The organism is Amycolatopsis sp. NPDC006131 (genome assembly GCF_040614175.1).
Lineage (GTDB): Bacteria > Actinomycetota > Actinomycetes > Mycobacteriales > Pseudonocardiaceae > Amycolatopsis_E > Amycolatopsis_E tucumanensis.
On sequence record NZ_JBEXTX010000008.1, the window covers coordinates 55,359 to 75,468 of the forward strand.

Sequence of the window (20,110 nt, forward strand, 5' to 3'; positions counted from 1 at the left end):
CAATCTGACTCGATCAGCCATCGTTCGCCGCTTCGCCGGCCCATAGGTTGGCGGTACGGCACAACTGCGAAGAGAGGGAACAATGCGACTGCGCGGAGCAACCGCACTCGTCACCGGAGCCAACCGGGACCTCGGCAGGCATTTCGCCCGGGAACTGCTGGAGCGGGGCGCGGCCAAGGTCTACGCCACGGCACGACGGCCGGAGATGGTCGATCTTCCGGGCGTCGAGGTGCTGCCGCTGGACGTCACCGACCCCGCGTCGGTCGCGGCGGCCGCTGCCGTGGCCGGGGACGTCACCCTGCTGGTCAACAACGCCGGAGTCTCCTACGGAGTCAACCTCGTCGACGGGGATCTGAACAAGATCCGGGCCACCCTCGACGTCCACGTCTACGGCACCCTGGCGATGATCCGGGCGTTCGCGCCTGTGCTGGGCGGCAACGGCGGCGGCGCGATCCTCAACGTGCTGTCGAACCTGTCGTGGCTGAGCTACGACGGAAACAACGCCTACGCCGTCGCCAAGTCCGCGGAGTGGAGCCTGACGAACGGCGTCCGGCTCGAGCTCGCCGGTCAGGGCACGCTCGTCAGTGGCGTGGTCTTCGGCCCCACCGCGACCGAGACCATGCGCACGCACGCGAGCGACGCGGTGATGAACGATCCGGTGGACATCGTCCGGACCGCGCTCGACGGGATCGAGGCCGGCACGACCGAGATCATCGCCGATCGGTTCGGCGCGGAGGCGAAGGCCGCGCTGTCCGGGCCGCCCCGGGGATTCGTCCTGGAGACGGTTCCCCGCGGATAGCGGGCGCGCAGGCCGACGTGTTCCGGTCGGCCTGCCCGGCCACCATCACGCAAGCCCACCGTCGCGGTAGAGGCCCTCGATCACGCCCGAATACTTGTCATCGATCACTCGGCGGCGCAGCTTCATCGTGGGTGTGAGTTCGTGGCCGGGCAGCCACTCGGCGTCCAGGACGGCGAACTTCTTGATCTGCTCGACGCGAGCGAGACCCGCGTTCGCGGCGTCGATCTGTGCCTGGACGGCAGCTGACACCGCCGCGTCGGTGTCGCCGGGGCCGAACGCCGCACGATTCGGCACGACCAGGCACACGTTGTAGGGGCGCCGATCTCCGATGACGCACACCTGGCTGATCGCACGACCAGCGGTGAGCACTGCCATCTCGATGTTGGCCGGAGACATGTTCTTGCCGGCCGCGTTGATGATGAGCTCCTTCTTGCGGTCGACGATCCACACGAATCCGTCTCCGTCGATCCGGGCGACGTCACCTGTGTGGAACCAGCCGTTCGCGTCGATCGCTTCCGCCGTCTTCTCGGGCAGGCCACGGTAGCGGCGCATGACTTGAGCGCTTCGAACGAGAAGCTCACCGTCGTCGGCGAGCGCGAGTTCGACGCTGCTCAACGGCTTGCCGACGCTTCCCGGTCGCCGGCTGGCCGGCGTGCTGATCGTGACCAGACAGGACAGCTCCGACATCCCCAGCACCTCGCAGAGCGGAAGACCGAGGGCGTCGAAGAACTCCACGACACTCGGCGGTGTGGGCGCAGCGCCGGTGTTGACCCACGTGGCAGCGTCCAGTCCGAGTCGTTCGCGGACGTGGGCGGCGAGCGCCGGGTTCTCGAGTACGTCGGAGACGAGGTCGCCTTCGTATTCCTCCTCCGCGCGGACCTTGAGCTTCTCCCAGATTTGGGGAACCGCGCCGAAGATCGTCGGACGGACCTCCGCGATCGCATCGAACAGCTGGGACGCATCAGCTACCGATGTCACCGTATTGCCGTAGGTCATGAAGGCCGAGTAGTGCGAAGCCCATCGGTCGGCCACGTGGGCCGCCGGCAGAAAGCTGATCTGGCGGCCGCCGCCGCTCAGCGGCAGGGACGAATGCACTCCACGGAGCTCCTCGAGCATGCCCCGGTGCGTCAGTTCGACGCCCTTGGGCGACCCCGTGGTTCCCGACGTGTAGATCAACGTCAGGAGATCGTCCGGTCCCACGCCTGCGGACGAGAAGTCGAAATCGGTCGTGTCCGCGGCAAGTTCCGGCGCGAGCCCGTCGATCACCAGCACCTGCTCCAGCGGAGTGCCCAGTCGCCGGGTTGCCTCCACCACGCCCGAGAAGGTTCGTTCCGTCACGAGGAGGCGTGCTCCGGAATCGACGAGGACGTGTCTCAGCTGCTCGGCCGGCGAAGTGTTGTAGAGGCTGAACGGCACGGCGCCCAGGAACATGACAGCGGCGTCGACGACGTGGAACTCCGGCCGGTTGCGCAACATGAGGGCCACGACGTCACCGCGGCCGACACCTAGCTCCCGAAGACGGCTCGCCACTTCACCGATGCGGGCCAGCACCTGGCGGTATGTCCACTCGACCTTCGACTCGTGTGACCGGAGGGCCGGCTGATCGAGTCGCGCGGAAGCGGTCGCGAGGAGGACCTCGCACAACGAGGTGGACTGCTCCAGCCGGGCGTGGGGTGAACTGTGCGACACGGACCTTCCTTCACGGGTCGACGTGCGTTCGCGCACGAGGTCAGTTCCCGCGCACCCGCTTCGCGAACCCCACTATGTCGGCGACTGCCGCCTTTGTGCTGGTACCGACGTAGTGGCGGAAGATGACCTCGGCACCGTGGACGATGCCCAGGTTCACCCGGGCCGACACCGCGACGCCGGCTCGCGCGAGCTTGCGGGCGAAGGCAATTCCCTCGTCGCGCAGTGGATCCAGCTCGTTGACCGAGATCACGAACGGCGGTAGACCGCGCAGATCCTCTTCGGTGGCGTAGTAGGGCCACGCGATGGGGTCTTCGGTGTGCTCGCCGTGCGGGTCGTAGGCACGGACGAGGAGAGCCATCATGCCTGTCTCGATGAAGTACCCGTCGTTCTCGACCAGCGAAGGCAGCTCGGCGAGTCGCCGTTCGCGGTCCCACCCGTAACCACCGCTGATGTACGGAACGCTGGCGTAGACGCCGTCGATGACGTCGATCCCCCGCCGCTTCGCGAGCAGTGCCGTGGCGATCGCCAGGTTGCCGCCGCCCGACTCACCTTGGATGACGACCGACGAGACGCCGAGCTCGCCCCTGTGCTCGTGGACCCACACCGCACCGGTGAGGCAGTCCTCGACCCCGGCGGGGAAGGGGTCGTGGGTCGCCGCGGTGCAGGCATTGCGGAAATCGACCATCACGACGACCGCACCGGCGAGGGCGACGTCGGTGCACCAGCGGCGGTGCACCGGATTGTCGGTGGTCAGGATCGCCATGCCGCCGCCGTGCGCGTAGACGACGCCGGGCAACGGGCCGTCCACGCCACGCGGTCGAAAGATGTGCAGGGTGATCTCGTTGCCGTCCACACCAGTGATGCTTGCGGTGCTCACGTCGACGTCGTCACTGTCGCCGGGCAGGGACAGGTCGATCGTCTCGTACAGCGCTTGGAACCCGTCGTGTGCGGCGCGGACGGCCGCCAGCACGGTCTCGAGATCGTCGGACGAGGAGACGGGCGGGGGCGCTCCGGTGACCTCGAGTCCGACGGCAGCGAGGCCGGCGAGCATCGCCGGGGAGAAGCGCTCGTCGCTCACGGGCGAGCGGGCCTCGTCGCCGAGTCGGCCTGGCAATACGGGGGCGGCAAGGAACGGGGTCGCAGTCATGCCCACCTCATCGTGGTATCGGTCACATTGCCCATCACTGTAGGTCGAGACGTTACATTTGGCAATAGGTAACAGGCGTCCCGGTTCAGGGGCTCGCGCGGCGGGCGTGGACCGGCTGTCGGCCGCCGCGAATCGCGCGACCGCTACTCGTGGATCCCGTCCAGGTGTGCTCTACGCCGGCCGGCGAACCGGGAGTACCAGGCGGCAAGCCCGGGGTCGTCGACACTGGCCGGGTCCAGAATGGATTCCGCGTCCTCTCCCCGGAACAGCCGCTTGAGCGGCACTTCCAGCTTCTTCCCCGTTCGCGTGTGCGGGATGCCCGGAACAGCCGCGCCGGCGGCCGCGTTCACCCGCGAACTGCTCGCCGCGGTCCCGGGGCGCCGGTCAGTGCACTCGGCGTGGTGACGAGTGAGGTTGTGGACGGCTGTCGGGTTGGTGCGCAGCGAGCAGGTCCGCGGCCGCGGTATCGGCTACGTCCACCCGTCGCTGCGTTCCTGCACCGCCCTCGGGCTGCACCGCAGCTGCATCTCACCCGGCTGCCTCGACCATCCCCAACTGGTCAGCGCACCAGGCGCGCCAGCCGGTCCGTGTGGGTCGCGAAGACCGCGTGGCCGGCGTCCAGGGTGACCTGCTCGAACGCGGGGGCCAGGTCGTCGGCGTCGCGGATCATCACGTCCTGCAGTTCGACCGGCAGGGCGCGATCGGCTGTCGTGCGCACGTACGTCCTCGGGACGCGGCCCCACCGCTCGGCGGTCGCGCCCGCCGGGGTGCTGAGGAACGACAGCGGCTGGTCCGGGCTGAGCAGCGCGGCCAGCGCGTGGAAGCCCGCACTGTCCACGCCGGAGAAGTACGCGGCGTGGAGTTCCGCCAGGTATGCCGGGTCGGTGCTGCGCGGGTCGATGCGAACCGCGCCGATGGCCGCCGGATCGCCCAGGTACAGGCCGCCACCCAGCGCGGTCTTCGCCTCCGGCAGCGCCAGGTAGGCGCCCGCGGTGCCGAGCCGGGTCGGGACGAACGCCGCCACGTACACCAGTTGTGCCACCAGTTCCGGGGCCAGTTCCGCCACGCGGGTCGCGATCGTGCCGCCCATGCTGTGCGCCACCAGCACGGACCGGCGGCGCAGGGCCGCGATCACGTCCCTCGCGACCTCGTCCAGCGTCAGGTCCGCGAGCGGGGACCGCTCGGTGCGCAGTGCGGCGGTGTCCCTGGTCAGGTAGCTCGCCGGGAAGCGGGCCTGCGTACCGTGGCCGGGCAGGTCCAGCGCCAGCACCCGGTGCCCGCGCGCGGTCAGTGCCGCGGCCAGGGCCGTGAAGTGCCCCGCGCCGTGCCACGCGCCGTGGATCAGCACCACATCGGTCACGACTCCCACCTCTCCACCAGGATGCCGGCCAGCTCCGCGGGACGTTCCTCCGGCACGTAGTGCCCGCAGTCCTCCACCCAGCACGACGACACGTCCGACGCCGCCGCCTCGACGGTGTCGAGCCACCCGAGCCCGACACCGTACCGCGCGCCGACGACCATTGTGGACACCGTGACCGGCCCAGCGGCGCGGAACGCGCGGTTGTCCTCGATGTCCTGGGGCAGCGCCCGGTAGTACCCCATGGTCGCGCGCACCGCACCGGGTGCGGCCAGGGCGCGGGCGTAGGTGTCCAGGTCCACGTCGTCGATGGCGTCCGTGACGTACAGGCCGATCGAGTCGCGGCGGAACATGAACTCCAGGTAGCCGCGTTCCCGCCCGGCCAGCAGGAACTCGGGCAGGTCGGGCACCATGTTGAACCCGAAGTGCCACGACCCGCCGGTCAGCGGGTTCGCCGCGGCGAGGCTGTCCCCCAGCCCGGGAATGCCCGCCTCGACGAACGTCAGGCTCAGCAGCGCGTCCCCGTGCAGCGCCGCGAGCGGGTATGCGACCTGACCGCCGACGTCGTGCCCGACGACGTGGTACCGCCCGAACCCCAGCGACGTCATCAGCCGGTGCACCACCTCCGCCACGGACCGCTTGTCGTACCCGCCGGTCATCCGCGAGCTGGCGCCGAAGCCGGGCAGGTCGGGGACCACGACCGTGTACCGGTCGGCGAGCAGCGGAACCACGTGCCGCCACGCGTACCCCGTCTGGGGCCATCCGTGCAGCAGCAGCACCGCGGGCCCGTCGCCGGCGACCGCGCACTCGACCACACATCCGGGGAGCCTGATCCGTGCCATGTGGACAGCCTGCCGGACCACCGGCCGCGAACAGGGCATCCGTTTCCGTTCACCGGAAACGTGTCGTAGGACCCGGGCATCCGGCGTTCCTATGGTCGGCGGACCACTGCCGCAGGGAGGCCGCATGATCGACCAGATGACGGTGCTGAGCTTCGCGCACTTCGTCCAGGGACCCGCCGCCGCGCAGTACCTCGCCGACCTCGGCGCCGACGTGGTGACCGTCGAGCCACCCGGCGGGTCGTGGGAGCGGCGGGTGGGCAGCGGCGGCATCCGGCTCGCCGGGCGCAGCGTCACGTTCCTGTCGGTGAACCGCAACAAGCGGTCGATCGTCGTCGACCTCAAGCACCCGGACGCGCTGACCGTGCTCCGCCCGCTGATGGAGCGGGCCGACGTGCTGCTGGAGAACTACCGGGACGGCGCGCTGGACCGGCTCGGGCTCGGGTACGAGGCGGTCCGGGCGATCAAACCGGACATCATCTACGCCTCCGCCAGCGGCTGGGGCTCCCGTGGCCCGATGGCGGGTCGTCCCGGTGTGGACCTGCTCGTGCAGGCCCGGACCGGGCTCGTCGACGTGACCGGGAACGGTCCGACCGCGGCGGGCACCCCCGTCGTGGACCACCACGGCGCGGCGCTGCTCGCGATGGGCGTGCTGGCCGCCTACGCCCGCAAGCTCACCACCGGTGCGGGTACGCGGGTCGAGTCGAGCCTGCTCGGCGCGGGGCTCGACCTGCAGGCAGAGTCGCTCGCACTGTACTTCTCCGGCAGGCGGACCGCCGCGGACCTCGCGCGCCCGGCCGAGCTGGCGTGCTGGTCGATCGACGCGCCGTACGGCGTGTACCGGCTGCGGGACGCGTCGGTCGTGATCGCGGTGCACGGCGCGGTGGACGAACTCGGTGAAGCGCTCGGCTCCCCCGTGCTGGCGGCCTACGACCAGCAGGCGCGCCGGGCCAAGCGCGACGAGTACACCGCGGCGGTGGCCGAGGTGCTGGGCGCCATGACCTACGCGGAGGTCGCGGAACGCCTGGGGCCCCGGGGTTTCTGGTTCGAGCGGGTGGCCGGTTACGACGACGTCCGCACCGATCCGCAGGTGGCCGCGGAAGGGCTGCTCGCCGAGTTCGACGTGGACGGTGAACCGGCGACGGTCCTGCGGCACCCGGTCCGCTACGACGGCGAACTGCCCGGCATCCGCACCGCACCCGCGGAACTCGGCGAGCACACCCGCGAGGTCCTGCGAGCCGCCGGGTTCTCGGCGGCCGAGGTCGACGGGTTCCTCGCCGCGGGCGTGGTGGCCTGATGCGCGCTCTGGTGTGCACGCGCCTCGGCGAGCTGGACGTGCTCGACGTGCCGTGGCCGGCCCCCGGGCCGGGTGAGGTGGTGGTCGCGGTCAGCCACATCGGGTTGAACTTCCACGACACGCTGGTCGTCGCGGGCACGCACGTGGTGCGGCCGGAACCGCCGTTCTCCCCCGGCAGCGAGTACGCGGGCACGGTCGTCGCGGTGGGCGCCGGGGTGACGTCGGTGCGGGTGGGTGACCGGGTCGCCGGGAACGAGGAGTACGGGTGCGCGCGCGAGGCCGTGGTGGTGCGCGCGGACCGGGTCACCGTCCTGCCCGCGCACGTCACCGACCGGCAGGCGGCGGCGATCCTGGTGACCTACTCGACCGCCTACCACGCGCTGGTCCAGCGAGCGGGGCTGAAACCCGGCGAGACACTCGCCGTGCTCGGCGCGGCGGGCGGGGTCGGCTCGGCCGCGGTGGACGTCGGAAACCTGCTCGGCGCGAGGGTGATCGCCGGTGCGTCCACGGTGGAACGCGCGAACGGGGCGCTGCGGTACGGCGCGCACGAGACGTTCTCCTACGGCGGCACGGACGCCAAGGCCGCCATCAAGGAGCTGACCGGCGGGGGCGCGGACGTGGTGTTCGACCCGGTCGGCGGCGCGGTGGGCGAGGCCGCGTTGCGTGCCGTCGCGTGGGCGGGCCGGTACCTGGTGGTCGGGTTCGCGTCCGGGGACATCCCGCGGGTGGGCCTGAACATCCCGCTCGTGAAGGGTTCGTCGGTGGTGGGCGTGTTCTTCGGCGAGTTCGTGCGGCGGGCACGCGCGGTCCACGAGGCGAACCTGCGGGTGATCTTCGACTGGGCCGGTGCCGGGCGGTTGCGCCACCGCGTGCACGACGTGCTGCCGCTCGAAGACGGGCCACGGGCGCTCCGCGATCTCGCCGCGGGCAAGGTCGAGGGCAAGCTCCTGCTGCACGTGACCGCATGACGCGCACTGGGATCGCGGTCACCGCGCTGCTCGCCGGGACGCTGCTGGCGCCGCTGAACTCGTCGATGGTGGCGGTGGCGCTCGCCCAGATCGGGCGGGAGTTCGCGCTGCCGCCCGGGACGACGACCTGGGTCGTCACCGTGTTCTACCTGACCGCGTGCGTCTGCCAGCCGGTGCTGGGACGGGTCGCCGACCGGATCGGGCCTCGGCGGTTGTTCGCCGCCGGGATGGCCGTCGCCGCCATCGCCTCGGCCGTGGCCACCACCGCGACGTCGCTGCCGGTGCTCGTGCTGTGCCGCGGTGTGCAGGCGGCGGGTGTGTCCGCCGCGTTCCCTCGCGCGGTCCTCGTCATCCGCCGCAGCGGCGAGGTGCGGCGGCTCGCCGCGGTCGCCACCGCCAACACGACCGCGGGCGCGGTCGGGCCGGTGCTGGGCGGGCTGCTCACCGAGTGGGCCGGGTGGCGGGCCGTGTTCTGGGTGAACCTGCCGATCATGCTGGTCGCGCTGGCGCTGGCGTGGCGGGCGATCGGGCCGGACGAGCGGCGGCAGCGGAACGGCATGAACCTGGACCCGCTCGGCGTGCTGCTGTTCGCGGTGGCCGTGGTCGCGTTGCTCGACCTGATGCTCCGCCGCTCGTGGCCTGCCGCCGTGGTGCTCGTGGTCGCGGCGACCGGGTTCCTGTGGTGGGAGCGGCGGGCGGCGGCGCCGTTCGTGGATGTCCGCGCACTCGCCGCCGCACCCGGGCTGGTGCCGGTGCTCGGCACGTTCGTGCTGTTCAACCTCGCCTACTACGGTGCGTTCTACGGGTTGCCGCCATGGCTGCAGAACACCCTCGGCTACGACGCGGCGGCCGCCGGGCTGCTGGTCATGCCGATCGCGGCGAGCAGCGTGGTGGTGACCTTGGCAGGCGCTCGCGTGGCGGGCCGGTGGACGTTGCCGCTCTCCGGCGGGTTGCTGCTGGTCGGGGTGGCCGCGCTCGCGGCGTTCGGGCCCGGGACACCCGCGTGGCTCATCGTGCTCGACGGGGTCGTGCTCGGCATCCCGTACGGCCTGTGCAACCTCCGACTGCAGCGCCTCATGTACGAACGCGCACCGGAACGCATGTCCGGGGTGGTCGCCGGCCTGTTCCAGTCGGCACGCTACGTGGGTGCCATCCTCGCCGTCGGCGTGGTCGGGGCGACCGGCGCCTTGCGTCCGCTCGCGCTGGCGATGACCGTCGTCGCGGCGGCCGTGATCGGCCTCCTCGCGTTCGACCTCCGACGATCGGGGTCGTCCGGGTTAGGATCAGCCGGTCAGGACCCCGGCCGGACGCTGTGGGCGCGGCCATGACCGAACCGGTGCCGATCATGAGCGTTCCCCGCGAGGCGAGCACCGGCCGCACGGTGGCCGGCCGGGTGTTCGCGCTGCTCAACGCGTTCTCCCAGGAGCGGCCCGCGCTCCGGCTCATCGAACTGGCCGCCGTGACCGGCATGCCCGTGTCGACCGTCCACCGCATCGCGACCGAGCTGGTCGAGCTGGGTGCGCTCAAGAAGGAACGGGACGGCGTCTACCGGATCGGCCTGCGGCTGTGGGAGCTGGGGGCGCTCTGCCCGGCGCCACGCACACTGCGGGAGGTGTCGCTGCCGTTCATGCAGGACCTGTACGAGGCGACCGCGGAGAACGTGCACCTCGCGGTGCTCGACGGCGACGAGGTGCTGTACGTGGAGCGGGTGTGGGGCCGCCGCTCGGTCGACGTCGTCACGCGGGTCGGCGGCCGGGCGCCACTGCACGCGACAGGGGTCGGCAAGGTGCTGCTGGCGCACGCGTCGCGGGAGCTGCAGGAGTCCGTGCTGGCCGCCGGGTTGAAGCGGTACACGCCGCACACGATCGTGATGCCGGGGATCCTGATGCGGTCGCTGCAGGAGGTCCGCGCGACCGGGATCGCCCGGTGCGCGGAGGAGCTGTCGCTGGGCACGGTGTCGGTGGCGGCGCCGATCTTCGGGCCGGACCGCCGGGTGGTGGCGGCGTTGTCGGTGGTGTCGCACACCGTCACGCACACCCGGGCGCTGACCGCGGTCGAACCGGCGTTGCGGCTCGCGGCGCTGTCGATCTCCCGGGACCTGGCCAACGGTTACGACGGCATCGGCACTGCCGACGTCACGCCGATCCGCCCAGCAACGCGGTGATCGTGCCGGACTCGATCCTCGCGGCGTCCGGCGGCGCCAGCCGCAGCGCGTCGACCGTCCCGAGTGGATCGACATCCGCCAGCTCGAACGGGTAATCGGTGCCGACGAGCACCTGGCCGGCGCCGAAGTCCTCGACGAGCCTGCCCAGCAGCGGGGCCGAGAACGTGGCGGTGTCGTAGTAGAGGCGGCGCAGGTAGGCACTCGGCGGGTGCGGGGTGGTGCGGGCGACCGCCTTGCGGGACCAGCCGAGGTCGAGCCTGCCCTGCAGGGCGGGCAGGCAGCCGCCGCCGTGTGCGAGACACACGCGCAGGTCGTGCCGTTCGAGGACGCCGCCGAGGACCAGCCGGGACACGGCGAGCGCGGTCTCCATGGGGAACCCGGCGAGCTGCGGCAGCCAGTAGTCGGCGAGGCGGGCGCCGCCGGGCGTGCTGTTGGGGTGGAGGAACACGAACGCCCGGCGCTCCGCCAGGTACTCCCAGAGCGGTTCGTGCACGGGGTCGTCCAGCTCCGCGCCGAGCCCGCGGGTGCCGATGGCGATGCCGGCACACCCCAGTTCCTCCAGGCAGTACCGGGCTTCGTCGGCGGCTTTCCCGGTGCCGAGCGGCACGTGGCCGAGCGGATCGAGCACTCCCCGGTGCCCGGCGAGCAACTCCGCGAGCGTGTCGTTGCCGCGCCGGACCGTGTCGAGAACCCTCGCCTCGTCGGTCGCGTCGGCGCAGGTGACGAACGGCGGCACCGACACGAGCTGCCGGGTGACGCCGGTGCGTGCCATGTCGGCCAGCCGCTCGTCCACGTCGTACTGGGCGGCGGGCAACGGGATGGGCGCGCCCGGCGGCATTCCGGAGATCACCGGGTCGATCCGGACCACCCCGTCGCCGCGGTCGGCGAGCCCCCGATCGGACAGCCAGTCCAGCAGCGGCAGCGGGAGGGCGTGCGTGTGCACGTCGACGACCGGGCGGTTCATCGCGTCCTGCCGAGGTGGTAGAGGTAGCCGTCCTCGAGACGGCACAGGTCTCCCGTGCGGAGCCAGCCGTCGCGGACCGGCGAACCGGGCGGGAACGCGTAGGAGCGCGCGATGTTCGGCCCGCGCACGCACAGCTCGCCCGCCTCGTCGAGGTCGATCTCGATGCCGGGGAACGGCCGTCCCAGCGACGCGCGGTGCGGGCCGAGGTGGTCGGCCGGGGTGCTGAAGGCGATCGTCTTCGGCGCCTCGACCTGGCCGAACACCTGGCACAGCACCTGGCCGAACAGCGCGTGCGCGCGGTCGATCTCGTCGTCGGTCAGCGAGGTGCCGCTGTAGATCAGCAGCTTCAGGCTCGACCAGTCGACGCCGGCGGCCCGCGGGTGGTCCAGCAGCGCCCGGAACGTCGGCGGCATGGCCAGGAGAACCGTCGGCCGGTACTCGACGACGGCGTCCAGCAGCGCGTCCACTCCGGGCTCGTCCGGGATGGTGAACGTGCCACCGAGCAGCAGCGTCGGCAGCACGAGGTTGCCGAAGCCTCCGGACACCGGCTCCGGGCACAGCACCCGGGGGCGGTCCGGCCAGGGCAGCGTGTCCCGGAGCAGGACCGCGACCGCGCCCAGCGCCCCGCTCGTCAGCTCGACGCCCTTGACCGGGCCGGTGGTGCCGCGCGTGAACCCGAGCCGCACCACCACGTCCGCGGGCGCGACCTCGACCGGCCCGCCGGGTGCCGGGATGTCCACATCAGACAGTATGGTCGCCGGGCCGATCCGGTCGAGCCGTTCGGCGAGCGCGGCGTCGTCCAGCGTGCCCGGTGGGATCCCGGCCGACCGGCGGCCTGCGACGTAGCACGCGGCGTTCACGAGCCACTGCAGTGGATCGTTGCGCCGGACCTGCACCACCGTGTCCTCGGGCGGCAGCTTCGCCAGCAGTTCGACCAGGCCGAGCACCGTGGTTTCGGCGTCGCGGTAGGACAGTGCGGTCCCCGCGTGTTCGAACGCCACCCGGTCCGGGTGTGCCCGCAGCGCGTCGAGGACCAGTTCGCCCGCGGGCCTCACAGGCGCTCGTCCGGCATGACCGTGCCGCACGCCTTGCACGTCCGCGCGTCCACGTCCCCGTAGAAGCGCTGGTAGGCGCCCGCGACCGGATCCGTGCGGTAGTCGCTGACGTGCACGGCCTCCTCGTGCAGGAACTCGTCGCACTTCGGGCAGAACCAGCGGAAGCGGTCCAGCTCGCCCGGACGCCGCAACCGCTCGATCACCAGCACGAACGCGTCGGGTGCGAACCGGGGCGAGTGCGCGATACCGGTCGGCGTGAAGATCGTGGCCCCCTCGGGGATCACGGCGATGTCCGAACCGCCCTCCGGCTTGCGGTAGTGCAGGTCCATCGAGCCACGGACCATGAGCATCACCTCGTCGCTCGGGTTGAGGTGGAACTCGCTGCGGTACTCGCGGCCGCGGGCGAGGAACGCGAGCGACTCGCTCTCCTGCCACAGCACCTTGACCCGCTTCCCTGCCGCCGCCAGTTCGTCGGCGGCTTTCCGCAGCTCCACGATGGGCATCTTGCTGGGGTGCATCGGTTACCTCCTAGGTTGTGTTTCCAAGTGGCGGAGCCGCTTGTTCCTGCGCCGTCAGCTTGCACCGCCGCGGGTTCTGAGGCGGTTCCTCGCGAGGACAGCGCCTCCGTGGTGACCTGGCGGTCATGAGGAGGCGATCCCGGAGCGAGGGGCCGCCTCAGGTTCCGCTACCCGCACCGGCCCGCAAACCACTTCGATACAGGCTCTAGTCGAGCAGACCCGTGTCGTGGACGACCTGTCCGTCCACGATGGTCATGAAGGTCCGGCCGTCGTCGACGATCGCGAGATCGGCCAGGTAGCCGGGCGCGATCCGCCCCTTGATCGCCTGCTCACGGGTGTGCGCGGCGCCCGAGGTGGTGTACAGGCGGATGGCCTCGGCGCGCGTGATCGCCTGTGCCGCGCCGACCACGCGGCCGTGCGCGTCCTGCCGGGTGGTCATGGCGTGGATGTTCTGCCACGGGTCGAGGTCGTTCACCGGGTAGTCGGTGCCCGCGGCGACGCCGTCGATCCCGAGCCCGTCGACGAGGTCCCGCAGTGGCACGGCCGCGTCGGCGCGGTCGTCGCCGAGGTGGCCCGCGATGGCGTCGCGGTTGCGCCACAGGAACGGGACCTGCGCGGCCACCTGCACGCCGAGTGCGCAAGCCCGGGCGATCTGGTCCGGCTGGATGAGGCTGGCGTGGATGAGCACGTCCGGCAGCGTGGTGCCGCCCCGGGTGGCCTCGTACACGTCGAGGGCGAGGTCGATGGCCGCGTCGCCGACGACGTGGGTGCCGACGGGCCAGCCCGCCCGGTGCGCGATGCCGACCAGCTCGGTGAGCCGGGCCCGGTCGACGAACAACTCGCCGTGATGGCCGGGCCTGTTCTCGTACGGCTCGCGCGTGGCCGCCGTGCCGAGTGTCATGCCGCCGTCGACCTGGAGCTTGACGCCGCGGGTGAGGTACCGGTCGCCAACGGGTTTCGGTGGGCCCCCGGCGAGCAGATCACGCCACTCCGCCGCGGAGACCGACGGGTTCAGCTCGCCGGTCGGCGTGACCATGGCCGCCACCCGCACGGTCGCGGCGCCCGATTCGGCCAGGTCGCGCAGCACGTCCACGTCGGACGGCGGCAGCGCGCCGGCGACCACGGAGGTGATCCCGTGCTCGTTGAGCACCCGCATCGCCGCCGTCAGCTGCGCGGCCCGCTCCCCGGGTGTCCACGGCGGCACGATGCGGGCGACGGCGTGCACGTCACCTTCGACGAGACGGCCGTCGTGCCCGTCCGGGTCGATGCCCGCCAGCCGCAGCGCCGCGGTGCTGACCGACGCGGCGTGGCCCTCGGGCAGGAACACCGGACGGCCGCCTGCGGCACGGTCCAGTTCCGCGCGGGTCGGCGCCCGGCCCACCTGGAGCACCGGGTTCCACATCTGCCCCTGCACCCACGCGCCGGGCGCCTTGGTCGCGGCGAGTCCGGCCACCCGTGCCAGGGCCTCGTCGAGGGTGCGCGCACCGGCGAACGACACGATGTGCCCGGCCATGCCCGCCTGCTCGAAGTGGCAGTGCGAGTCGATCAGCCCGGGGAGCACGGTGTTCCCGGCCAGCCGCACGACCCGCGTGGCCGCTCCGGCGAGGGCCGCGACGTCTTCGGTGGACCCGACGGCGGAGATCCGGCCGCCGGTGACAGCGACCGCCTCGGCGGCGGGTGCGCCCACCGCGTGCACCCGGCCGCCGAGCAGCACGAGGTCGGTCATGGCCGGGCCACGGCCGCGATGCACTCGACCTCCACCTGCACCCCGGTCCTGTGCGGCGTGGCGATCACGGTGGTCCTGGCCGGGAAGTGCGGGGTGCCTTCGAAGAACTCCCGGTAGACCGCGTTGAACGTCGGGAAGTTCGCGACGTCGGCCACGAAGCAGGTGCACTTGAGGACCGTCTCCCGGCTGCCACCGGCCGCCTCGACGACCGCGACCAGGTTGGACAGCGTCTGCTTCGCCTGCGCCGCGAAGTCGTCGGAGACGATGGTGCGCGTCTCCGGGTCGAGCGGGCCGGTCCCCGAGCAGTAGATCGTGTCCCCGTGCACGATCGCCTGGGACAGCGGCGCGGCGGTGCCTGCCGAGAAGCCCACGGTGGGCGCGTTGCGAGTACTGACGGCACGAATCTCGGTCATCTTTGCTCCCAGCTGGTTCACGGTGTGGCGATCTCCATGACGACGGCCTTCGGTTCGGTGAAGAACTCCCGGCTGTACGTGCCGCCCTCGCGGCCGACGCCGGAGTGCTTCGCGCCGCCGAAGGGCGCGCGCAGGTCCCGCACGAAGAAGCAGTTCGCCCAGACGGTCCCGACCCGCAGCGCGCGTGCGACGCGGTGGGCGCGGGAGAGGTCCTGGGTGAACACCATGGCGTTCAGACCGTATGGCGTGTCGTTGGCGGCTGCCACCGCATCGGCCTCCGTGTCGAACGGCAGCACCACCACGACCGGCCCGAAGATCTCCTCCTGGGTGACGCGGTCACGCTGACCGGCGCCGACCACGACGGTCGGGCGCACCGACCACCCGTCACCGACACCGCCCGTGTGCAGGCGGGCACCGGCCGCGGTCGCGATGTCCAGGTACCCGGCGACCTTCTCGAAGTGTTCTCGCGAGGACAGCGGGCCGATCTCGGTGGCCCGCTCCTTGGGGTCGCCGAGCACCATCGCGTCGGCGGCCGCGGTGAACCGGGCCAGGAACTCGTCGAAGATGTCGCGCTGCACGTAGAGCCTGCTGCCGGCGAGGCACACCTGGCCCGAGTTGCTGAACACGGCCTGGACGGCCCAGCGGGCCGCGTGGTCGAGGTCGGCGTCGCCGAAGACGATGTTGGCGCCCTTGCCGCCCAGTTCCAGGCTGACCGGTGTCAGGTTGGCGGCCGCGGCCCGGGAGATCGCTCTGCCGGTCGACGACTCGCCGGTGAAGGTGATCCGGTCGACGTCCGGTGACTCGGTGAGCGCCTGGCCTGCCGCGTTGGGCCCGTACCCGTGCACCACGTTCAGCACCCCGGGGGGCAGCCCGGCCTCGAGCGCCAGCCGCGCCAGGATGGTGGCGGATGCCGGGGTCTGTTCGGCGGGCTTGAGCACGACCGTGTTGCCCCAGGCCAGCGCGGGCGCCACCTTCCAGCTCGCCATCATGAGCGGGAAGTTCCACGGCGCGATGGCCGCGACCACACCGGCCGGGTCGTACTGGGTGTAGGCGTGGTGCCCGTCCGGCATGGGGAAGGTCTCGGCCGGGGTGAGCCGCGAGTGGTCGGCGAAGAACCGGAAGTTCCGCGCCGCGCGGGGCACGTCGTGGCCCGCGGTCTGGCTGATCGGCTTGCCCATGTCCGTCGTGTCGGCCAGCGCCAGCTCGCCGGCGTTGGCGACGATGAGGTCGGCGAGCCGGTGCAGGATCTCCCCGCGCTCGACGAAGCTCATCCGCGGCCACGGCCCGTCGTCGAAGGCCTGCCTGGCGGCCTGGATCGCGCGCCGCGCGTCGTCGGCCGAGCCGAGCGCGACCGTGGCCCAGGGCGCTCGCGTCCACGGGTCGACGGACTCGAACGTCGCCCCGTCCGCCGAGGCGACCTCCTCACCCGCGATGACGTGCCCGAAGGATTCCACCGCTCGTCCTCCCTTTCCTCGCTTCTCGGCTCACCCTCCGCCGCGGGCCGGGCTGTGCACAATGGTCCGTTTCCATTCACCGGGAACGCCCCCGTACGGTCTGGGACCACTCCCCCATCCGCCGCGCGAACTCCGGTGACCGCACCGCGCGGAGCTGTTCGGTGATCTCGGCGTCGATCGCCTCCTGGAAGGTGCCGGTCGCCGCCGCGATGAGCCGTTTCGTCGCCGCCGCGGCGGCTGGATCGGCTTCGGCGAGCCGCTGGGCCCGTGCGAGTGCCTCGTCCAGCGGCGCGGGCACGATCTCGTCGAGCAGCCCGATCCGCAGCGCCTCCTCGGCGCCGACCTTGCGGGCGGACAGGGCGATCTCGGTCGCCCGCGCCTGCCCGGCCGCCCTGGCGAGCAGCCACGTGACACCCCAGTCGGGCACCAGCGCCATCCGGATGAACGGGCTCGCGAACACCGCGTCCGGCGAGCCGATCCGCAGGTCGCAGGCGAGTGCCAGCGCCATTCCCGCGCCGACTGCGGCCCCGTCGACGGCCGCGACGGTCGGGGCGCGGAACTCCAGCAGCAGCCTTGCCGTGGCGAACTCGCGTGCCATCCGCGCCCTGGCCTCGTCGGGGGTTTCCGCACCCAGGTCGGCGAGCACGTCCAGGTCGCCACCCGCGCAGAACGCGCCACCACGGCCCGTGATCACCAGTGCACGCACCCGGTCGTCGGCGTTCAGTTCGGACAGCACGCCGGGCAGCCCGTCGAGCAGCGCGCGGTCCAGTGCGTTGCGGCGGTGCGGCCGGTCCAGCGCCAGCACGGCGACCCCGTCGGCGGGGAATGTCACGGTTGCGTCCATGCGGCGAGCGCACCGCACGCGCGGACAGATCGCCAGCACCCGTTCTCATCCACCGGAAACGCGCGGTGGTGACGTCGCGGCCTGCGGCGGATGATCGCGGACGATGTCGACCTTTGTGGAGGAACACGTGACCGGACAGCTCAGCGGCAAGACGGCGATCGTGACGGGCGCGGCGTCGGGCATCGGCCGGGCGACCGCCGAACTGTTCGCCGCCCGCGGCGCGACCGTGCTCGCCGTCGACCGCGACGTACAGGGACTCGCCGAGCTGTCGATGGCCACGCTGGCCGTCGACCTCGCGGCGCCCGGTGCCGCCGAAGAGGTGTTCGGCCACTGCGCCGCGACCGTCGGCACACCGGACGTGCTCGCCAACATCGCGGGCAAGGCCGGTGACCGGTCCGCGGGCGACACGAGCGACGAGGACTTCGAGTTCTTCGTGCGCACGAACCTGACCACGACGTTCGCGCTGTCCCGGCGGGCGGTCCAGGTGTTCGGCGGCGGCGGGGTGATCGTCAACACGGCCTCGTCGTTCGCGCTGACCGGGGTCGCCGGGTCGGCGCCGTATTCGGCGGCCAAGGGCGCGGTCGCGAGCTTGACCCGGCAGATGGCCGCCGACTACGGCAGGCGCGGCATCCGCGTGAACGCGGTCGCGCCCGGGCTGATCGAGACGCCGGCGACGCGCGCGAAGATCGCGTCCGGGATCTTCGACGACCTGGTGACCCGAGCCCGCCCGCTGCCGAGGGTCGGCACACCCGAGGACGTGGCGCGGGTCTTCGCGTTCCTCGCCTCCGACGACGCCGCGTTCGTCACCGGTGTCACCATCCCGGTGGACGGCGGCTGGACCAACACCCACTTCCGCGACTGAGTGCACATCGAAGGGGGCCGCGAGGATCGCGGCCCCCTTCGCTGTGTCAGCGGGACCGGCGCTCGGCGATGGTCTCGTCGTTCGCCGCCCAGTGCGTCGGCGGCAGTTCCCGCACCAGCACCCGCACCGACTCCCCCGGCACGCCCAGGCTCGTCACCACCGCGTGGTGGACCGCGGTGATCAGCTCACGCAGCTCCGCCTCGGTGCGTCCGGCCACCAGTGACACGTCGACGATCGGCATCCCGGTCACCGGCCCTGGCGAACGGGTTCGGCGGGTTCGGCGGCCGTGTCGCCGTCCAGGCTGACCTCGCCGAGGTCGACGCCCTTGGTCTCCGGCAACGTGAACAGCAGGATCACCAGTCCCAGCGCCATCGCGCCGACCGGATACCACAGAGCGGTGGTGAAGCTGCCGACCTCGGCGCTGATCGCGACCATCGTCGCGGGCAGCAGGCCACCGAACACGCCGACGCCGAGCTGGTACGGGATCGACAGCGCGGTGGCGCGGATCCTGGTCGGGAACACCTCCGCCATCGCGGTCGCGGCGGGGCCCTGCGTCATCTGCGCGAGCGCGACCAGCGCCAGCAGCAGCAGCGCGACACCGAGCACCCGCCCGTCGAAGAAGTCACCGATCCCGTCGACCTTGATGGTGGTCGCCGACCCGTCCACCGGGTAACCTGCCGCTTCGATGGCCGCCACGAGGTCGGTCTGCAACGACTCGCCGCCCGCGATCTCGGTGCCGTTCACCACGACCGTTGTCGGCCCGGACACGTCCTGCCGGTCGAACACGACCGAGTTGGCCTGCAGCACGTTGCGTGCCCGGTCGCAGTCCGAGGTGAACTCGGCCGTGCCGGCGGGGTTGAACTGGAACGAACAGTCGGCGGGGTCGGCCTTGATGACGACCGAGACGCTGTCCTGTGCCGCCGCGAGCGCCGGGTTGGTGGTCGACGTGATCGCGTCGGTGACGGGGAACGCGAGCAGCGCGGCGAGCCCGAGCCCGGCGAACAGCACCGGCCGCCTGCCGATCCGGTCGGACAGCCAGCACACGAACACGCACAGGAAGAACCCGATCAGCATGATCACCATGTAGATGGCGTTGACGGTGAACGAGTCGGCCTTCAGGTAGGTCTTCATCGTCGTCACCATGTACACGGTCGACAGGTAACCGATGAACGACTGCGCCGACGCCATCACGAACACGATCGCGATCATCCGCACCCGCGCCCGCGACCCGAACGCCTCCCGCAGCGGGGCCTTCGCCTGCGTTCCCTCCCGCTTCATCTTCAAGAACAGCGGGCTCTCGTTGAGCTTGCTGCGGATCCACACCGACAACGCCAGCGGCAGCACCGAGATGAGGAACGGCACCCGCCAGCCCCACGAGTCGTACGCCGCGGTGCCCACGATGGACTCCACGACGAGCTGCACCCCCAGCGAGAGGCTGAACGCGAGCGCGGTGGTGCCGGTGAGCCAGCCGACGAAGAACGAGCGCTGCCTGGCGGGCGCGTACTCGGAGACATAGGTGACCGCCGCACCGAACTCGCCGCTGACCGCGAGCCCCTGCAGGATGCGGCACGTCACCAGCAGGATCGGCGCCGTGATCCCGATCTGGTCGGCGGTCGGCAGCAGCCCCACCGCGACGGTCGACACTCCCATCAGGACCAGCGTCATCAGGAACACGATCTTGCGGCCGACGAGGTCGGTGATCCGCGCGAACACCACCGCCCCGATCGGCCGGACGATGAACCCGGCGGCGAACGTGAGCAACGCGAACACGGTCTGCGCCGCGGACCCGTAGTCGCTGAAGAACTTGCTGCCGATGACCGGCACGAGCGCCCCGTAGAGGAAGAAGTCGTACCACTCGAACGCCGTGCCGACGGCCGACGCACCGACGACCTTGAGCTCCTGTTTGTTCATGGACGGTCTCCTCGAGCCAGCCGTGCCGCCCGCCACGTCGCGGGCGGCGGTTTGGAGCGACCGTAGGTCCGGTCGTGGCGAGAACAACGCACCCGTTTCCGGT

20 protein-coding genes are annotated in these 20,110 nt (G+C 71.7%); 6 read left to right on the forward strand and 14 right to left on the reverse strand.

Annotation, left to right across the window (positions count from 1 at the left end; all coding sequences use genetic code 11):
• Window positions 1-82 precede the first annotated feature (82 nt).
• Window positions 83-799, forward strand: coding sequence for an SDR family oxidoreductase (locus tag ABZ215_RS07330; RefSeq protein WP_354948452.1), 717 nt, complete (start codon window positions 83-85; stop codon window positions 797-799).
• A 45-nt stretch (window positions 800-844) separates the two neighbouring features.
• Here ABZ215_RS07330 and ABZ215_RS07335 read toward each other — a convergent pair whose 3' ends face one another.
• The 5 genes from ABZ215_RS07335 to ABZ215_RS07355 form a co-directional block, all read right to left on the reverse strand.
• The gene (locus tag ABZ215_RS07335) at window positions 845-2,488 is read right to left on the reverse strand and encodes an AMP-dependent synthetase/ligase (protein WP_354948454.1); all 1,644 of its coding nucleotides are present in this window, start codon (window positions 2,486-2,488) and stop codon (window positions 845-847) included.
• A gap of 40 nt (window positions 2,489-2,528) precedes the next feature.
• Window positions 2,529-3,635 carry an alpha/beta hydrolase fold domain-containing protein gene (locus tag ABZ215_RS07340; protein WP_354948455.1) on the reverse strand — a complete coding sequence of 369 codons (1,107 nt, stop codon included), beginning with the start codon at window positions 3,633-3,635 and terminating at the stop codon, window positions 2,529-2,531.
• Between the two features lie 143 nt (window positions 3,636-3,778).
• Window positions 3,779-3,985: a hypothetical protein gene (locus ABZ215_RS07345; protein ID WP_354948457.1), complete on the reverse strand. Its 207-nt coding sequence runs from the start codon at window positions 3,983-3,985 to the stop codon at window positions 3,779-3,781.
• Between the two features lie 209 nt (window positions 3,986-4,194).
• Entirely contained in the window at window positions 4,195-4,995 is an 801-nt protein-coding gene (locus ABZ215_RS07350; RefSeq protein WP_354948459.1) for an alpha/beta fold hydrolase, read from the reverse strand.
• Complete coding sequence (locus tag ABZ215_RS07355; RefSeq protein ID WP_162146020.1) at window positions 4,992-5,834, reverse strand: alpha/beta hydrolase; 843 nt, start codon at window positions 5,832-5,834, stop codon at window positions 4,992-4,994. Before ABZ215_RS07355 ends, ABZ215_RS07350 begins: the two co-directional genes overlap by 4 nt.
• Window positions 5,835-5,958: 124 nt before the next feature.
• Between ABZ215_RS07355 and ABZ215_RS07360 the strand changes: the two genes are divergently transcribed.
• From ABZ215_RS07360 to ABZ215_RS07375, 4 genes are read left to right on the forward strand one after another with little or no spacing between them, the layout of a single operon-like run.
• The gene (locus tag ABZ215_RS07360; protein WP_020415836.1) at window positions 5,959-7,128 is read left to right on the forward strand and encodes a CoA transferase; all 1,170 of its coding nucleotides are present in this window, start codon (window positions 5,959-5,961) and stop codon (window positions 7,126-7,128) included.
• A complete protein-coding gene (locus tag ABZ215_RS07365; protein WP_354948462.1) occupies window positions 7,128-8,096 on the forward strand; it encodes an NADPH:quinone oxidoreductase family protein in 969 nt (322 codons plus the stop codon). Before ABZ215_RS07360 ends, ABZ215_RS07365 begins: the two co-directional genes overlap by 1 nt.
• Window positions 8,093-9,424, forward strand: a complete 1,332-nt coding sequence (locus tag ABZ215_RS07370; protein WP_354948464.1) for an MFS transporter — start codon at window positions 8,093-8,095, stop codon at window positions 9,422-9,424. The genes ABZ215_RS07365 and ABZ215_RS07370 overlap by 4 nt, the downstream gene beginning before the upstream one ends.
• A 17-nt stretch (window positions 9,425-9,441) precedes the next feature.
• Window positions 9,442-10,260: an IclR family transcriptional regulator gene (locus ABZ215_RS07375; RefSeq protein ID WP_354948466.1), complete on the forward strand. Its 819-nt coding sequence runs from the start codon at window positions 9,442-9,444 to the stop codon at window positions 10,258-10,260.
• Here ABZ215_RS07375 and ABZ215_RS07380 read toward each other — a convergent pair.
• The 7 genes from ABZ215_RS07380 to ABZ215_RS07410 all read right to left on the reverse strand — a co-directional run bounded on the left by ABZ215_RS07380 (window position 10,232) and on the right by ABZ215_RS07410 (window position 17,234).
• On the reverse strand, window positions 10,232-11,224 hold the full coding sequence (locus ABZ215_RS07380; protein WP_354948468.1) for an amidohydrolase family protein: 993 nt from the start codon (window positions 11,222-11,224) through the stop codon (window positions 10,232-10,234). The genes ABZ215_RS07375 and ABZ215_RS07380 overlap by 29 nt on opposite strands.
• A complete protein-coding gene (locus ABZ215_RS07385) occupies window positions 11,221-12,279 on the reverse strand; it encodes an AMP-binding protein (RefSeq protein ID WP_354948470.1) in 1,059 nt (352 codons plus the stop codon). The genes ABZ215_RS07380 and ABZ215_RS07385 overlap by 4 nt, the downstream gene beginning before the upstream one ends.
• On the reverse strand, window positions 12,276-12,797 hold the full coding sequence (locus ABZ215_RS07390; protein WP_354948472.1) for a 3-hydroxybutyryl-CoA dehydratase: 522 nt from the start codon (window positions 12,795-12,797) through the stop codon (window positions 12,276-12,278). Before ABZ215_RS07390 ends, ABZ215_RS07385 begins: the two co-directional genes overlap by 4 nt.
• A 205-nt stretch (window positions 12,798-13,002) precedes the next feature.
• Entirely contained in the window at window positions 13,003-14,523 is a 1,521-nt protein-coding gene (locus tag ABZ215_RS07395; protein WP_354948474.1) for an amidohydrolase, read from the reverse strand.
• A complete protein-coding gene (locus ABZ215_RS07400) occupies window positions 14,520-14,936 on the reverse strand; it encodes a RidA family protein (protein WP_354948476.1) in 417 nt (138 codons plus the stop codon). The genes ABZ215_RS07395 and ABZ215_RS07400 overlap by 4 nt, the downstream gene beginning before the upstream one ends.
• A gap of 17 nt (window positions 14,937-14,953) precedes the next feature.
• The gene (locus ABZ215_RS07405; RefSeq protein ID WP_354948478.1) at window positions 14,954-16,390 is read right to left on the reverse strand and encodes an aldehyde dehydrogenase; all 1,437 of its coding nucleotides are present in this window, start codon (window positions 16,388-16,390) and stop codon (window positions 14,954-14,956) included.
• A 76-nt stretch (window positions 16,391-16,466) separates the two neighbouring features.
• Window positions 16,467-17,234 (reverse strand): enoyl-CoA hydratase/isomerase family protein, encoded by a 768-nt coding sequence (locus ABZ215_RS07410; protein WP_354948480.1) that lies wholly within the window; start codon window positions 17,232-17,234, stop codon window positions 16,467-16,469.
• A gap of 103 nt (window positions 17,235-17,337) precedes the next feature.
• Between ABZ215_RS07410 and ABZ215_RS07415 the strand changes: the two genes are divergently transcribed.
• Window positions 17,338-18,096, forward strand: a complete 759-nt coding sequence (locus tag ABZ215_RS07415; RefSeq protein WP_354948482.1) for an SDR family oxidoreductase — start codon at window positions 17,338-17,340, stop codon at window positions 18,094-18,096.
• Window positions 18,097-18,142: 46 nt separating this feature from the next.
• On the opposite strand, the gene ABZ215_RS07420 is transcribed toward ABZ215_RS07415, so the two are convergent.
• Together ABZ215_RS07420 and ABZ215_RS07425 are read right to left on the reverse strand one after the other, a co-directional pair.
• Window positions 18,143-18,337 carry a tautomerase family protein gene (locus tag ABZ215_RS07420; protein ID WP_027935530.1) on the reverse strand — a complete coding sequence of 65 codons (195 nt, stop codon included), beginning with the start codon at window positions 18,335-18,337 and terminating at the stop codon, window positions 18,143-18,145.
• A gap of 5 nt (window positions 18,338-18,342) precedes the next feature.
• Complete coding sequence (locus tag ABZ215_RS07425; RefSeq protein WP_354948484.1) at window positions 18,343-20,007, reverse strand: MFS transporter; 1,665 nt, start codon at window positions 20,005-20,007, stop codon at window positions 18,343-18,345.
• Window positions 20,008-20,110 lie beyond the last annotated feature (103 nt).

Bases quoted from the DNA above. Each gene is read 5' to 3' on its own strand.
- ABZ215_RS07330 (WP_354948452.1), top strand. From the start codon at position 83: ATGCGACTGCGCGGAGCAACCGCACTCGTCACCGGAGCCAACCGGGAC.
- ABZ215_RS07340 (WP_354948455.1), bottom strand. From the start codon at position 3,635: ATGACTGCGACCCCGTTCCTTGCCGCCCCCGTATTGCCAGGCCGACTC.
- ABZ215_RS07355 (WP_162146020.1), bottom strand. From the start codon at position 5,834: ATGGCACGGATCAGGCTCCCCGGATGTGTGGTCGAGTGCGCGGTCGCC.
- ABZ215_RS07360 (WP_020415836.1), top strand. From the start codon at position 5,959: ATGATCGACCAGATGACGGTGCTGAGCTTCGCGCACTTCGTCCAGGGA.
- ABZ215_RS07365 (WP_354948462.1), top strand. From the start codon at position 7,128: ATGCGCGCTCTGGTGTGCACGCGCCTCGGCGAGCTGGACGTGCTCGAC.
- ABZ215_RS07370 (WP_354948464.1), top strand. From the start codon at position 8,093: ATGACGCGCACTGGGATCGCGGTCACCGCGCTGCTCGCCGGGACGCTG.
- ABZ215_RS07375 (WP_354948466.1), top strand. From the start codon at position 9,442: ATGAGCGTTCCCCGCGAGGCGAGCACCGGCCGCACGGTGGCCGGCCGG.
- ABZ215_RS07380 (WP_354948468.1), bottom strand. From the start codon at position 11,224: ATGAACCGCCCGGTCGTCGACGTGCACACGCACGCCCTCCCGCTGCCG.
- ABZ215_RS07390 (WP_354948472.1), bottom strand. From the start codon at position 12,797: ATGCACCCCAGCAAGATGCCCATCGTGGAGCTGCGGAAAGCCGCCGAC.
- ABZ215_RS07395 (WP_354948474.1), bottom strand. From the start codon at position 14,523: ATGACCGACCTCGTGCTGCTCGGCGGCCGGGTGCACGCGGTGGGCGCA.
- ABZ215_RS07400 (WP_354948476.1), bottom strand. From the start codon at position 14,936: ATGACCGAGATTCGTGCCGTCAGTACTCGCAACGCGCCCACCGTGGGC.
- ABZ215_RS07410 (WP_354948480.1), bottom strand. From the start codon at position 17,234: ATGGACGCAACCGTGACATTCCCCGCCGACGGGGTCGCCGTGCTGGCG.
- ABZ215_RS07415 (WP_354948482.1), top strand. From the start codon at position 17,338: ATGTCGACCTTTGTGGAGGAACACGTGACCGGACAGCTCAGCGGCAAG.
- ABZ215_RS07420 (WP_027935530.1), bottom strand. From the start codon at position 18,337: ATGCCGATCGTCGACGTGTCACTGGTGGCCGGACGCACCGAGGCGGAG.
- ABZ215_RS07425 (WP_354948484.1), bottom strand. From the start codon at position 20,007: ATGAACAAACAGGAGCTCAAGGTCGTCGGTGCGTCGGCCGTCGGCACG.